Annotated in this window: 18 protein-coding genes and 1 tRNA gene; 14 read left to right on the top strand and 5 right to left on the bottom strand. The window is 70.1% G+C overall.

What is annotated here, in order from left to right:
* Window positions 1-12: 12 nt before the first annotated feature.
* Both dcd and MVG78_RS16820 read right to left on the bottom strand, forming a co-directional pair.
* Window positions 13-567, bottom strand: coding sequence for a dCTP deaminase (gene dcd / locus MVG78_RS16825; protein ID WP_247553568.1), 555 nt, complete (start codon window positions 565-567; stop codon window positions 13-15).
* Window positions 568-653: 86 nt separating this feature from the next.
* Window positions 654-890 (bottom strand): hypothetical protein, encoded by a 237-nt coding sequence (locus MVG78_RS16820; RefSeq protein WP_247553565.1) that lies wholly within the window; start codon window positions 888-890, stop codon window positions 654-656.
* Between the two features lie 148 nt (window positions 891-1,038).
* On the opposite strand from MVG78_RS16820, the gene MVG78_RS16815 reads away from it, so the two are divergent.
* The 9 genes from MVG78_RS16815 to MVG78_RS16775 all read left to right on the top strand — a co-directional run bounded on the left by MVG78_RS16815 (window position 1,039) and on the right by MVG78_RS16775 (window position 5,935).
* Window positions 1,039-1,746: an HAD family hydrolase gene (locus MVG78_RS16815; RefSeq protein ID WP_247553563.1), complete on the top strand. Its 708-nt coding sequence runs from the start codon at window positions 1,039-1,041 to the stop codon at window positions 1,744-1,746.
* 136 nt (window positions 1,747-1,882) lie between these two features.
* The gene (gene infA / locus MVG78_RS16810) at window positions 1,883-2,101 is read left to right on the top strand and encodes a translation initiation factor IF-1 (RefSeq protein ID WP_026033499.1); all 219 of its coding nucleotides are present in this window, start codon (window positions 1,883-1,885) and stop codon (window positions 2,099-2,101) included.
* Between the two features lie 106 nt (window positions 2,102-2,207).
* Window positions 2,208-2,807, top strand: a complete 600-nt coding sequence (locus tag MVG78_RS16805; RefSeq protein ID WP_247553561.1) for a Maf family protein — start codon at window positions 2,208-2,210, stop codon at window positions 2,805-2,807.
* Entirely contained in the window at window positions 2,792-3,949 is a 1,158-nt protein-coding gene (locus MVG78_RS16800) for a ribonuclease E/G (protein ID WP_282615018.1), read from the top strand. Before MVG78_RS16805 ends, MVG78_RS16800 begins: the two co-directional genes overlap by 16 nt.
* The gene (locus MVG78_RS16795) at window positions 3,942-4,163 is read left to right on the top strand and encodes a DNA gyrase inhibitor YacG (RefSeq protein WP_247553559.1); all 222 of its coding nucleotides are present in this window, start codon (window positions 3,942-3,944) and stop codon (window positions 4,161-4,163) included. The genes MVG78_RS16800 and MVG78_RS16795 overlap by 8 nt, the downstream gene beginning before the upstream one ends.
* A gap of 102 nt (window positions 4,164-4,265) precedes the next feature.
* Window positions 4,266-4,341, top strand: a tRNA-Phe gene (locus tag MVG78_RS16790).
* 251 nt (window positions 4,342-4,592) lie between these two features.
* Complete coding sequence (locus tag MVG78_RS16785) at window positions 4,593-5,051, top strand: hypothetical protein (protein WP_247553557.1); 459 nt, start codon at window positions 4,593-4,595, stop codon at window positions 5,049-5,051.
* Window positions 5,052-5,216: 165 nt separating this feature from the next.
* Complete coding sequence (locus MVG78_RS16780) at window positions 5,217-5,642, top strand: Rap1a/Tai family immunity protein (RefSeq protein ID WP_247553555.1); 426 nt, start codon at window positions 5,217-5,219, stop codon at window positions 5,640-5,642.
* 14 nt (window positions 5,643-5,656) lie between these two features.
* Complete coding sequence (locus MVG78_RS16775; RefSeq protein ID WP_247553553.1) at window positions 5,657-5,935, top strand: YMGG-like glycine zipper-containing protein; 279 nt, start codon at window positions 5,657-5,659, stop codon at window positions 5,933-5,935.
* 82 nt (window positions 5,936-6,017) lie between these two features.
* Here MVG78_RS16775 and MVG78_RS16770 read toward each other — a convergent pair whose 3' ends face one another.
* The gene (locus tag MVG78_RS16770; protein ID WP_247553551.1) at window positions 6,018-6,347 is read right to left on the bottom strand and encodes a hypothetical protein; all 330 of its coding nucleotides are present in this window, start codon (window positions 6,345-6,347) and stop codon (window positions 6,018-6,020) included.
* A gap of 415 nt (window positions 6,348-6,762) precedes the next feature.
* Between MVG78_RS16770 and MVG78_RS16765 the strand changes: the two genes are divergently transcribed.
* The 5 genes from MVG78_RS16765 to MVG78_RS16745 all read left to right on the top strand — a co-directional run bounded on the left by MVG78_RS16765 (window position 6,763) and on the right by MVG78_RS16745 (window position 9,926).
* On the top strand, window positions 6,763-7,779 hold the full coding sequence (locus MVG78_RS16765) for a DmpA family aminopeptidase (protein ID WP_247553549.1): 1,017 nt from the start codon (window positions 6,763-6,765) through the stop codon (window positions 7,777-7,779).
* A complete protein-coding gene (locus MVG78_RS16760) occupies window positions 7,776-8,600 on the top strand; it encodes a M55 family metallopeptidase (RefSeq protein ID WP_247553548.1) in 825 nt (274 codons plus the stop codon). Before MVG78_RS16765 ends, MVG78_RS16760 begins: the two co-directional genes overlap by 4 nt.
* A gap of 37 nt (window positions 8,601-8,637) precedes the next feature.
* A complete protein-coding gene (locus tag MVG78_RS16755) occupies window positions 8,638-8,994 on the top strand; it encodes a LysR family transcriptional regulator (protein WP_247553547.1) in 357 nt (118 codons plus the stop codon).
* A complete protein-coding gene (locus MVG78_RS16750) occupies window positions 8,910-9,500 on the top strand; it encodes a LysR family substrate-binding domain-containing protein (protein WP_247553536.1) in 591 nt (196 codons plus the stop codon). Before MVG78_RS16755 ends, MVG78_RS16750 begins: the two co-directional genes overlap by 85 nt.
* A 99-nt stretch (window positions 9,501-9,599) precedes the next feature.
* Entirely contained in the window at window positions 9,600-9,926 is a 327-nt protein-coding gene (locus MVG78_RS16745; protein WP_247553535.1) for an NIPSNAP family protein, read from the top strand.
* An 84-nt stretch (window positions 9,927-10,010) separates the two neighbouring features.
* On the opposite strand, the gene MVG78_RS16740 is transcribed toward MVG78_RS16745, so the two are convergent.
* Window positions 10,011-10,730, bottom strand: coding sequence for a ribonuclease activity regulator RraA (locus MVG78_RS16740; protein ID WP_247553533.1), 720 nt, complete (start codon window positions 10,728-10,730; stop codon window positions 10,011-10,013).
* Window positions 10,731-10,739: 9 nt separating this feature from the next.
* Window positions 10,740-12,551: an L-arabinonate dehydratase gene (gene araD, locus MVG78_RS16735; protein ID WP_247553531.1), complete on the bottom strand. Its 1,812-nt coding sequence runs from the start codon at window positions 12,549-12,551 to the stop codon at window positions 10,740-10,742.
* Between the last annotated feature and the right edge of the window lie 7 nt (window positions 12,552-12,558).

Below are 12,558 nucleotides of genomic sequence, written 5' to 3'. Positions count from 1 at the left end.
AGCCAACCGGGGTCACAGGCGGGGCAAGGCAACGCCGCGCTGGCGCATGTACTTGCCCGCCCGGTCGGCATAGCTGACCTCGGGCGCCCCCGCGCCCTGCAGGAAGAGGAACTGGCAGATCCCCTCATTGGCGTAGATACGCGCCGGAAGGGGAGTCGTGTTGGAAATCTCGATCGTCACCTGGCCCTCCCATTCGGGCTCCAGGGGGGTGACGTTCACGATCAGCCCACAGCGGGCATAGGTGCTCTTGCCGAGGCAGATCACCAGCACGTCGCGCGGGATGCGGAAATACTCGACCGTGTGCGCCAGGGCGAAGGAATTCGGCGGGATGATGCAGGTCGGCCCCCGGCGGGTGACGAAGCTGTCCTCGGCGAAGTGCTTCGGGTCCACCAGCGCGTTGTCCACGTTGGTGAAGACCTTGAACTCGTCGGCCACCCGGGCGTCGTAGCCGAAGGAGGAGAGGCCGTAGGAGATCACCCCCTCGCGCCGCTGCGCCTCCACGAAGGGTTCGATCATCCCGTGTTCCGTCGCCATGCGGCGGATCCAGGTATCGGGCATGATCGACATGGGCAGGCTTGTCCGGAGTGGGGAAACGGCGAAGGTCCGGGGCTTAGCCCGCCGGGGCGGGGCGGGGCAACCGCTCGTGGCGCGCTTCAGCCTTTCGAGTCGTTGGCCAGGGGATCGGTAGCCCTGGGAGGCTGTGGCCCGCCTGCCGCTTTCCCAGCCGTACCCGCGGCTTCCTGGGGCACTTCCCGGTCCCCTTCCTGAACCGCCTCCTGGGCGGCACAGGCACGGCCCTGGGCCTTGCGGCGGCGCAGGTTCTCCCGCAGCGCCCGGGCGAGGCGCTCCTCCCGCTCGATCTCGGTGGCGGCTCGGGGGCGTTCCGGCATGGGGGTGTCGCGATCCTGCATGGCGACTGGGTGCCGCGAGGGGTGGGGCCGGGTCAAGCACGGGCAGGGGGCGGCACCGCCCCGGGCGCTGGTCCGCCCCCCGGAAGCCGTGGTTGCGCCAGGGCCGTTCCGGCGCGAAACCGGTCCCATGCCGCTGCCCCAAGCCCCCGCCGCCGTCATCTTCGACATGGACGGCCTGCTTTTCGACAGTGAGACCCTGTACCGGGAGGCGCTCTTCTCCGCTGGGGCGGAGACGGGGCTGCCGGTGAGCGAGGCACTGTACCGGCAGATGGTGGGCAATCCCTGGCCGACCATCTGGAAGCTGCTGATGGACCTCTACGGTTCCGAGGATTCGGTGGCCGCCCTCCGCGCCGCCTGGGCGCGGGATTTCGAATCCCTGGCGGCGACGCGGCTGGCGCTGAAGACCGGGGTGGTGGAGATCCTCGACACGCTCGACCGGCTGGGCCTGCCGCGGGCCATCGCCACCTCCTCCCAGCACCAGAAGGTGGAGCATCATCTCGGGATGCACGGGCTGGCCGGGCGCTTCCACGCCGTGGTGGCGCAGGGCGACTATGCTGCCGGCAAGCCGGCCCCCGACCCCTTCCTGCGCGCGGCGGAACGGCTGGGCGTGGCGCCGGAGCTCTGCCTGGCGCTGGAGGATTCGCATAACGGCGTGCGCTCCGCCGCCTCGGCCGGGATGATGACCGTGATGGTCCCGGACCTGCTGGAGGCGACCGACGAGATGCGCGGCCTCTGCCGCGCCGTGGCGCGCGACCTGCACGAGGTCCGGCTTTTCCTCCTGCGCGCCCATGGAAGGCCTGGGGGAAGGGGAGATGCGGCGGCCCCCGGCGGCTGACCCGCCTCTCGCCGCCGCATGGCTGGTGCCCTGGCGCAACGTCCTTGCTTGACCGGCGGGGGCGTCAAGACCATGTTCCGCCCCGTTCCACGCTCCCCCGGGCGCGCCCGCGCGCGTCCGCAACCCAAGAGGATGCATGTCGAAAGAAGACATGATCGAGTTCAGCGGCCAAGTCGTCGAACTGCTGCCCAACGCGATGTTCCGAGTGAAGCTCGACAACGATCACATGGTCCTGGCCCATACCAGCGGGAAGATGCGCAAGAACCGCATCCGCGTGCTGGCCGGCGACCGCGTGAATGTCGAGATGACGCCCTACGACCTGACCAAGGGCCGGATCACGTTCCGATTCAAGTGAGCTGGCCGGTTCAAGAGCCGGTTCCGGCCTGTTGACCGATCCCGTTGACCTGACCACCCGCCGGACACGCCGTGTCCCGCCGGTGGCCAGCGAAGAGGTTCCCCCGATGGAACGGCCCCTCCCGGCGGAGCGGCCGCCGCTTGTGCTGGCCAGCGCCAGCCCCCGGCGGCTGGATCTCCTGGCCCGGCTTGGCGTGGTGCCCGGCCGGGTCGAGCCCGCAGAGATCGACGAAACCCCCGGCAAGGACGAGCTGCCGCGCCTGCTGGCGGCCCGCCTGGCGCGCGCCAAGGCCGAAGCAGCCGCCGCCCGCGCGCCGGATGCGCTGGTGCTTGCCGCTGATACGGTGGTGGGGGTCGGGCGCCGCTGCCTCGGCAAGCCGGCGGATGAGGCGGAGGCGCGGCGCTTCCTGGATCTGCTGTCCGGCCGGCGTCACCGGGTGACCACCGGCGTCTGCCTCGTCACCCCCGATGGGATTCGGCGGGAGCGGCTGGTGACGACGATCCTCGCCTTCCAGCGGCTGACCCGCGCCCAGATCGACCATTACCTGGAAGGCGGCGAATGGCGCGGCTGTGCCGGCGGCTATTCCATCCAGGGAAGGGCCGAGGCCTTCGTCCGCTTCCTGTCCGGTAGCCATTCCAACGTGGTCGGCCTGCCGATGTTCGAGACCGCGCAGCTCCTGCGTGGCGTGGGATGGCTGCGGCCCTGACGCGCCCCGTGCCGGAGGTGCTGATCCTGCACAGCGCCTCGCCCGGCGAGCGCCGGACGGCGCTGCTGCGCGGCGGCGTGCTGGAGGAAGCCTGGATCGAGCGCCCCGCCCGGCCGGATGGGGTGGGCGACATCCTCGTCGGCCGAGTCACCGCCCGGGTTCCGGCCCTGTCCGGGGTCTTCGTGGCATTGCCGGGGGAGGAGAGCGGCTTCCTGCCCGATGCCCAAGGGGGAATTCAGGGTGGGGAGGGGGTCTCGGAGGGCAACCACATCGCCGTCCGCGTGGTCCGTGGCGCCCAGGGCGGCAAGGGCCCTCGGCTGGACCGCAAGCTGCCGAAGGGTCTGGACCTGCCATCCCCCCTGCGCGGCCCGCCGCGGCTGCTGCAGCCGGGACCGGTGGCGGTGGAGCGCCTGGCGCGGGCCTTTCCGAAGGCCGTGCTGCGAACCGATTCCGCCGAGGCCGTGCGGGCGCTGCGCGCCCTGGGGGCCGCACAGGTGTCGCTGGCGACGGAGCCGGTCTTCGGCGAGGAGCTGGAGGAGGCTTTCGAGGCCCTGGCGCGGCCGGAGGTGCCCTTGCCGGGCGGCGGCAGGCTGCTGATCCACCCCACGCCGGCGCTGGTGGCGATCGACGTGGATACCGGCACGGCGACGGGGCGGGACCGCGCGGCCCAGGCCCGGGTGAACGAGGCGGCGCTGGCCGAGGTGGCGCGGCAGATCCGCCTGCGCCGGCTGGCGGGTCCGATCCTGATCGACCTCGCCGGTCTGGCCCCCAAGGCGCGGGGAGCCTTCCTGCCGGCGCTGCGCGAGGCGGCGCGCCCCGACACGCAACTCCGGATCATGGGCCTGACCGCTCTCGGGTTGATCGAATGTGTGCGGACGCGGGTACATCCGCCGCTGCACGAGATCACCGGGCAGCCGCCCGCGCCGCTGAGCCTGGGCCTGGCGGCGCTGCGCCGCGTGCTGCGCGCGCTCCGTCACCAGCCCGGCCTGCGCCCGGCCCTGCGGGCGCATCCGCGGGTCCTGGCGGCGCTGCGGGAATGGCCGGGCGTGCTGGAGGAATTCGAGGCCATGGCCGCGCTGCCCCTGGTCCTGCGGCCCGATGCCGCCATCGCTTTCGGAGAGGAGCTTGCCGAGGATGCCTGACCGCCCGCCCGCTGCCCCGCCGGGGCCTGCCGCCAAGCCGGAGCGCGCCCAGCGCGGCGCCCGCTGCCCGATCTGCGGCCGCCCGGTGGTGCCCGCGCACCGGCCCTTCTGCTCGCCGCGTTGCCGGCAGGTCGATCTCGGCCACTGGCTGTCCGGCCGCTATGCCATACCGGGCGAGCCGGTCGGGGAGCGCGATCCCGATCTGGAGGACTGATGCCGCTCGCCACTCCGCGCCGGATGCCGCAAAAAGATTGCGGCGGGCGGCTGGACACTGGCCGGGGGCTGGGCTAATTCCGCGCCACGCCAAGAGCGCTGTGCCCAGGTAGCTCAGTTGGTAGAGCATGCGACTGAAAATCGCAGTGTCGGTGGTTCGATTCCGCCCCTGGGCACCATTCCCTACCTAACCGTCCAAGCCTGCCGCTATCGTGTCGCCTCGTGGTGGGATCGGGCCGTTTCCCCTCCGCTTCTGAATCCCCCTCGGACCTGACGGGGCTGGCCTGCGGATCTGCGGTTGGTTTCCCGGCCGGGCCGGGACAATCTGTCTTCCGTTCCTCCGGATCGCGCATGTACCGGGGGTGCCGACGCGAGTGCCGGCAGCGGGGTCATGCCCGGGTGCCATGACGATCAGGACTGGAGGACGGGTGTGAGCGATTTTCCTGATTCTGGACGCTTCGATGCCGAGGGTATCCGCGCCTGGATGGAGCGGCGGCGGGCGGAGCGGGAGGAGGAGGCGCGGCGCGCCGAGGAGGAGAAGCAGACCGGCATGTCCGATCTGCGCCGCTCCTTCGAGGAGCGGGACCTGCCGCCGGATGCGCTGACGAAGCTGCAGGGCATGATCCGGCGAGCCGCGCTGGATGGGGAGCGGGAAGCGCTGGTGCTGCACTTCCCCTCGCAATGGATGAAGGACAGCGGCCGCTCCATTACCAGCGGGCTCGAGACCTGGCCGGAACAGCTCACCGGCTTCGCCCGGCGGGCCTATGATTTCTACGAGAAGGAACTGGCGCCGCGCGGATTCGGCATCCGGCCGGTGATCCTCGATTACCCGAACGGCATGCCGGGCGATGTTGGCTTCTACATCACCTGGAAGACCGATCTGGACTGACCTCCGAAATCCCTTTGGGGCCTGGGGAGCGGTGTCCCGTTTCTTGGCCGGCTGTCCCTGAGGCGCCATCAGGGGTTGCCAGCCCTGGCAACGGGCGACAGGCTATGCCCGAGTCTGACCGGGAGCAGTCCGCCTCCGGTCCTGGACAGGGAGAAGCTGGACAACATGCGACACCTCCTCGCTTCGGCTGCCGTCGCGGCCATGCTGGGCGCCGCGGCGCCCGTGATGGCGCAATCACCGGCAAGCGGCACGCCCACTGCCGTCAGCACCACCGGCGATCTTGCCGAGATCTGCCTGCCGACGGCCCAGGGCGTGGAGCGGCTGGAGGCCATCGCCTACTGCCAGGGCTATTTCACCGCGGCGGGCCAGTATCACGCGGCACTGCATCCTTCTTCGTCGCGGCGGCCCCCGCTGTTCTGCCTGCCGACGCCCGCCCCGACCGTGGCGCAGTCGGCGATCGCTTTCGCCAACTGGGCGAAGCAGAACCCGCAATATGGCAGCGAGCCGGCCCTCGACGGCCTGCTCCGCTGGGCGCAGGCCACCTATCCCTGCCCGCAGCCTGCCGCCCGTTCCACCCGTCCGGCCCGCTGACCATGAGGACGACCATGACGCTCCGTTCCGCCCGTTTCGTCCTGCCCCTCCTGGCCCTGGGGAGCCTTTGCGCCTGTGAAGGCATGAGCGATTCGCAGCGCCGCGTCGGCACGGGCGCGGCCGGCGGTGCCGCCCTGGGCGCGGTCGCCGGCTCCTTCAGCGGCAATGCCGGCTGGGGCGCGCTGATTGGTGCAGGTGCCGGCGCGGCCGGCGGCTATCTCTGGGATCAGTCGGAACGGGCACAGGACCGGGCTTTCCAGCAGGGCTACCAGCAGGGCCGCCGGGGCCGCTGAGGCCGGGCCACCCGGAAGGAAGACAAAAAAAGGGGGCGCCGGGTGGGCGCCCCCGCATCCAGCCCCTGGGCTGGAGATCGCGTCAGGTGTTGTTGCTGACATCCAGCGGCGTGGCGCCGGGTGTGCTGTTCGTCACCGGCATGTTGCCATGCGGAACGCCGTTCACAGCGGAGGAGCCGGCATTGCTCTCGTTCAGCACCGTGCTGCCGAAGCGCTCGCTCGTCACCGGAAGATCGGCCAGCGGCATGCCGCGCACAGCCGAGGAGCCCGTGCCGCTGACGTCGCGCGGGGTGGAGCCGGGGGTGTAGCGGGAGTAGCCGCCGCCCTCAGCCGCGAGGGCAACGGCAGGGGCGGCGGCCATGATCGCCACGGCCATGAGGGGAGCGAAGCCGAGGCGAAGGGAAATACGCATGCGAGAAGCGTCCTTGGTGTTCTCACGCGGATCGTGAGTGGTCCGCGGTTGTGGGCGTCTAGATAGCTTCCTAACTGCGCAGAAAATCCGCCCTGAGCCGGATAGTTTGTTCGGATAAACCGAACAAAACATCGAAGCGTCATGGATGCGGCTGGCTGCTCCGTATGGCCGGAAGAGGGGCTGTCCAGGCCGGAGATGACTGCGCGCTCCCTGCAAAACAAGCTATGACAAAGACTTGGTGGGCGGCTGTGGCCGGTTCTACAAGCCTCGCGGGAGAAGGGAGATCACATGGATCAGCCTGTTTTCCGGCCTGGGCAGGCAGGGTTCAGCCTGTCGCTCCGCTGGTTGCGAACAACTCCGCATGGCAGCCTTGCGGCCTTTGAAGTCTTGTCCCACCGTGCTTCGGAGGATGCCCGTGCGCGCCCGTGACCTGGGGTTGGCCTGCGGCAGCCTTCCGCCCGGGGATCGCAACAGCTTGGCCGACGTGCCGGGCGTGACGGTCGGTCATCACACCCTGATCCGGGGTGAGGAGATCCGCACCGGCGTCACCGCCATCCTGCCGCATGCGGACCGGATGTTCCGGGAGAAGCTCCCGGCCGCCGCGCATGTGCTGAACGGCTTCGGCAAGAGCGTGGGGCTCGTGCAGGCCGAGGAACTGGGCGAGATCGAGACGCCGATCCTGCTGACCAACACCTTCGGCGTGGCGGCCTGCGCCGAGGCGCTGGTGCGGCATGCGGTGGCGGAGGAGCCGCGCATCGGGCGGCGCACCTCCACGGTCAATCCGGTGGTGCTGGAATGCAATGACGGGCATCTGAACGACATCCAGGCGCTGGCGGTCACGGCGGAGGATGCGGCTGCCGCCATCGCCGCGGCTGGGCCGGATTTCGCCTCGGGCGCGGTCGGCGCGGGCACGGGGATGAGCTGCTTCGGCCTCAAGGGCGGGATCGGCACCGCGTCGCGGCGGCTCCGCCTGGATGACGCGGAGTTCCATCTCGGTGCGCTGGTTCTGGCCAATTTTGGCCGGGCGGGCGACCTGCGCCTGCCGGATGGACGGCGCATCGACCCGCGCGGCGAGGACGCGCCGGAGCGCGGCTCGGTGATCGTGGTGCTCGCGACCGATGTGCCGCTGGACTACCGGCAGCTCCGCCGCGTCGCGACCCGGGCCGGGGCGGGGATCGCCTGGACCGGTGCCTTCTGGGGCCATGGCAGCGGCGATATCTTCCTGGCCTTCTCCACGGCGGAGCGCATCCCGCATATGCCGAAGGCCGATCTGCTGCCGCGCCGCGTCCTGGCCGAGGGGAGGATCGACCTGCTCTTCCAGGCGGCGGCCGAGGCGACGCAGGAGGCCGTGCTGGATGCGCTGGCCGCCGCGGAGCCCATGACCGGCTTCCGCGGCCATCACCGTCGCGCGCTCAGGGAGTTCCTGGCGTGAAGATCTATGTTTCCGCCGATATCGAGGGCGTGGCCGGCGTCGTCTCGCCGCTCCAGGGCCAGCCGGGCAACCCGGAATACGAGCGCGCCCGGCGCCTGATGACCGAGGAGGTCAGCGCCGTGGTGGCGGGCGCCTTCGCCGGCGGGGCCACGGAGGTCCTGGTCAATGATTCCCACGGGCCGATGACCAACATCATCCCCGAACTGCTGGACCCGCGCGCCGAGCTGATCCTGGGCAAGCCCAAGCCGATGAACATGTGCGCCGGGCTGGATGCCGGCTTCGGCGCGGCGATGTTCACCGGCTACCACACCGGGGCAAGCCGGCATGGCGTGCTGGCGCATACGGTGAACGGCTTCGCTTTCCGCACCATCCGCCTGAACGGACAGCCCTGTTCCGAGGCGACGCTGAACGGCGCCTATGCCGGCAGCCTGGGCGTGCCGGTGGTGCTGATTTCCGGCGACGACCTGACGGCGGAGGAATGCGGCGGGCATTTCCTCGATGCGCGCCGGGTGGTGACGAAGCAGGCGCTGGGTGCCAGGGCCGCGCGGGCCATCTCGCCCGCCCTGGCGCGGGAGCGGCTGCGCATCGAGGCGGAGGCAGCGGTGCGGGAGGCCCGGACGCGCCGGCTGGCGCTCTTCACCATCGCGCCGCCCTATCGGCTGGAGATCGTGCTGAGCACGCCGGCCCTGGCCGATCTCGCCGCCATCATCCCGGCGGCGGAGCGCCTTGATCCCGTGACGGTCGGCTTCGACGCCGCGGAGATGGGGGGCGTGCTGGGCTGGGTGAACACCGTCTCGGCGCTCTCGGCCTTTCTGCGCTGACGGAGGTTCGTGGGGCGCTCCGTCCATGAGGCCGCCCGTGATCGACCTCCGGCTGTTGCGGCAGTTCGTGGCGGTCGCCGAGGAACTGCATTTCCGGCGCGCGGCCGCCCGGCTCAACATCTCCCAGCCGCCGCTTACCGCTGCCGTGAAGCGGCTGGAGGAGGAGATCGGCGCCGTCCTGCTGGAGCGGGGCCGCAGCACCATCGCCCTGACGGCGGCGGGGCGGACGCTTCTGGAAGAGGCCCGGAAGCTGCTCGACCAGGCCGAGGCGGCGATCACGGCGACGCGGCCGCGGGGCGGAGCGGGCTGGTGCGTCTCGCCTATGTCGGCAGCGCCATGTACGGGCGGCTTCCGGTGGCGATCGGAGCCTTCCGCCTCAGCCATCCTGGGGTGAGGTTGGTCCTGACGGAAGCGACGACGGCGGCCCAGGTCAGGGGGCTGCGCGACGGCAGCCTCGACATGGCGGTGCTGATCCCTCCGCTCGCCGATGCGGGTGGGCTGGAACTGCGCCCCTTCGACCGGGACCGGCTGGAGATGGCCCTGCCCGCCGCACATCCGCTGGCGGGCCGCGCGACGCTCGCCGATCTCGCGGGCGAGCCTTTCATCCTTTGGCCGGAGCGTGCCGGGCAAGGCTTCCATGCCCGTGCCATGCGGCTCTGCCACGAAGCCGGCTTCCGGCCCAGGATCGTGCAGGAGGCGCATGGCATGCACGCTGTGCTGTCGCTGGTGGCAGCGGGCGCGGGCGTCGCGCTCGTGCCGTCGCGCATGGCGCGCCTGCATCCCGAGACGGTCGCGTTCCGCCGGATCGAGAGTGATGACGCGGCGTTCGAGACCATGCTCGCCTGGCCTGCCGGGCAGCTCGATCCGGCCTGCCGGGAACTGGCTGTGGCCTTCGCCTGATAGGCGCCGCCTATCACGCAACCCTGTGATCGGTATTTGATCGGATGGCGCCCGCTCACCAGTCTTGGAGGAACCAGGACAGGCTTCGGGAGGGCCGGCATGATCTGCCAGCTTCGCATCTACGAGATCTTCGAACACAACAAGGCGGCGTTCCACGCCCGCTTCCGCGATCATGCGGCCCGGATCATGCGGCGCCATGGCTTCGACATCGTGGCGATGTGGGAAGCCGAGGGCGCACGGGGGCCGGAATTCATCTACCTGTTGCGCTGGTCGGACGAGGCGGCCCTCGAGGCGGGATGGGCCAGCTTCATGGCGGATACGGAGTGGTCCCGCATCAAGGACGAAACCGGTGCCCGCGACGGGCGGCTGGTGGGCGGGATCGAAAGCCGGGTGCTGCGATTCGTCGATTACTCACCGGCTCCCTGACGATCCTCCCGCCGGAGGTTCCCCGCTTTGCGCGGCATCGGGCCGGTGACGGGCCAGGGGAAGATCCCCCTGGCCCCGATGGGCTCAGCGCCCGTTCTTCTTTCGCCAATCAGCGAAGATTTCCAGGTTCTTCTCGTCCGTCGCGGGATAGAGGCCCAGGATGGTGTGGCCCGCGCGCACCCGCTCGGTCACGAAGTCCTCATAGGCGGTCATCTCCACCGCCTCGTCCGCGATCTCGTCGGCGAGGTGAGCGGGGATGATGATGACGCCGTCATTGTCGCCCACAACGATGTCGCCCGGGAAGACAGGCGCGTCGCCGCAGCCGATCGGCACGTTGATGTCGATCGCCTGGTTCAGCGTCAGGTTGGTCGGTGCCGAGGGTCGGTGGTGGAACGCGGGGATGTCCAGCGTGGCGATCTCCGCGGAATCGCGGAAGCCGCCGTCAGTCACCACCCCGGCCACGCCGCGGGCCTGGAGGCGGGTGACGAGGATGCCGCCGGCGGAGGCCGCGCGGGCATCCTTGCGGCTGTCCATCACCATCACCGCGCCCGGCGGGCACTCCTCGACCGCCTTGCGCTGCGGGTGGCCCCGGTCGCGGAAGGCGGAGAGCTGGTTCAGGTCCTCGCGTGCCGGCATGTAGCGCAGCGTGAAGGCCGGGCCGACCATGCTCTCCTTCATCGGATGCAGCGGCCGCACGTCCTGGATGAACTGCTGCCGCAGCCCCCGCTTGTACAGCGCGGTCGCGAGGGTGGCGGTGCTGACGCCCTTGAGCTTGTCCCGGGTCTCGGGCTTGAGCGTGGACATGGCGTTTCCTCAGAAGATCACAGGTTCGGGGACGGGAGCGCCGAAATCGGTGCGTAGGAAGTCGAAGTCGCAGCCCTGGTCGGCCTGCTGGATATGCTGGCTGAACATCCAGCCATAGCCGCGCTCGAAGCGCTTCTCCGGCTGCTTCCATGCGGCGCGGCGCCGCTCCAGCTCCTCATCCGACACTTCCATGTGGATGGTGCGGGCATCGACGTCGATGCTGATGATGTCGCCGGTCTTGAGCAGTGCGAGCGGGCCGCCGATGAAGCTTTCCGGCGCCACATGCAGCACGCAGGCGCCGTAGGAGGTGCCGGACATGCGCGCGTCGGACAGGCGCAGCATGTCGCGCAGTCCCATCTTCAGCAGCTTCTTCGGCATCGGCAGCATCCCCCATTCCGGCATGCCCGGCCCGCCCTGCGGCCCGGCATTGCGCAGCACGAGGACGGAGTCCGGCGTGAAGGGATAGTTCTCGTCCTCCACCGCCTTCTTCATCGAGGGATAGTCGTCGAAGACGAAGGCCGGGCCGGAATGCTTGAGGAACTTCTGGTCCATCGCGGCGGGCTTGATCACGCAGCCGGAAGGGGCAAGGTTGCCCTTCAGCACCGCCAGCGAGCCCTCGCCATAGATCGGGTTGCTCAGCGGCCGGATGACATCGTCGTTGAAGACTTTCGCGCCCTCGATGTTCTCGCCCAGCGTGCGGCCCGAGACGGTCAGGCAGCCGAGGTGCAGGAACTCGCGGATCTCCTTCATCAGCGCGCGGATGCCGCCGGCGTAGAAGAAGTCCTCCATCAGGTACTTGTCGCCCGAGGGGCGGACATTGCCGATCACCGGCACCTTGCGGCTGTAGCGCTCGAAATCGTCGAGGCCGATATCCTGGCCGGCGCGGCGGGCCATGGCGATCAGGTGGATGATCGCATTGGTCGAGCAGCCCATGGCCATGGCGACGGCGATGGCGTTCTCGAAGGCCTCGCGGGTCTGGATCTTCTGCGGCGTCAGGTCCTCCCAGACCATCTCCACGATCCGGCGGCCGCTCTCGGAGGCGAGGCGGATATGCCCCGCATCCGCGGCGAGCACCGAGGAGCCGCCCGGCAGCACCATGCCGACCGATTCCGCGATCGCCGTCATGGTGGAGGCCGTGCCCATGGTCATGCAGGTGCCGTAGGAGCGGGCGATGCCGCCCTCCACGCCCAGCCAGTCCTGGTCGGTGATTTTGCCGGCGCGCAGCTCGTCCCAGTACTTCCAGCTATCGGAACCGGAGCCGAGCGTCTTGCCCTGCCAGTTGCCGCGCAGCATGGGGCCGGCGGGCAGGAAGATCGCCGGGATGTTCATGCTGGTGGCGCCGAGCAGCAGGCCCGGCGTGGTCTTGTCGCAGCCGCCCATCAGCACCGCGCCGTCGATGGGGTGGGAGCGCAGCAGCTCCTCCGTCTCCATCGCCAGGAAGTTGCGGTACATCATGGTGGTCGGCTTGACGTAGCTCTCGCTCACCGAGATGGCCGGCAGCTCCACCGGGAAGCCGCCCGCCATCAGGATGCCGCGCTTCACGTCATCGACGCGCTGCTTGAAGTGGACGTGGCAGGGGTTGAGGTCGGACCAGGTGTTGATGATCCCGATCACCGGGCGGCCGGTCCACTCCTCGGGGGAGTAGCCCATCTGCATGGCGCGGGAGCGGTGGCCGAAGCTGCGCAGGTCGGCCGGGCCGAACCAGCGGCGGGAGCGCAGCTCCTCCACCGGCTTGCGGCGAGGAAGCGGCGAGTTCTCGCCGCTCTCGGCCTCCAGCTCGCGCGGAGGCAGGTCGGGGGTCCCCTTGGGGGTTTCAGACATCGGAACG

The sequence above is a fragment of the Roseomonas gilardii subsp. gilardii genome, assembly GCF_023078375.1.
In the GTDB taxonomy this organism is placed as follows: domain Bacteria; phylum Pseudomonadota; class Alphaproteobacteria; order Acetobacterales; family Acetobacteraceae; genus Roseomonas; species Roseomonas gilardii.
Note: the sequence above shows the minus strand (reverse complement) of the source record. Positions and strands in the feature narration are given on the sequence as shown.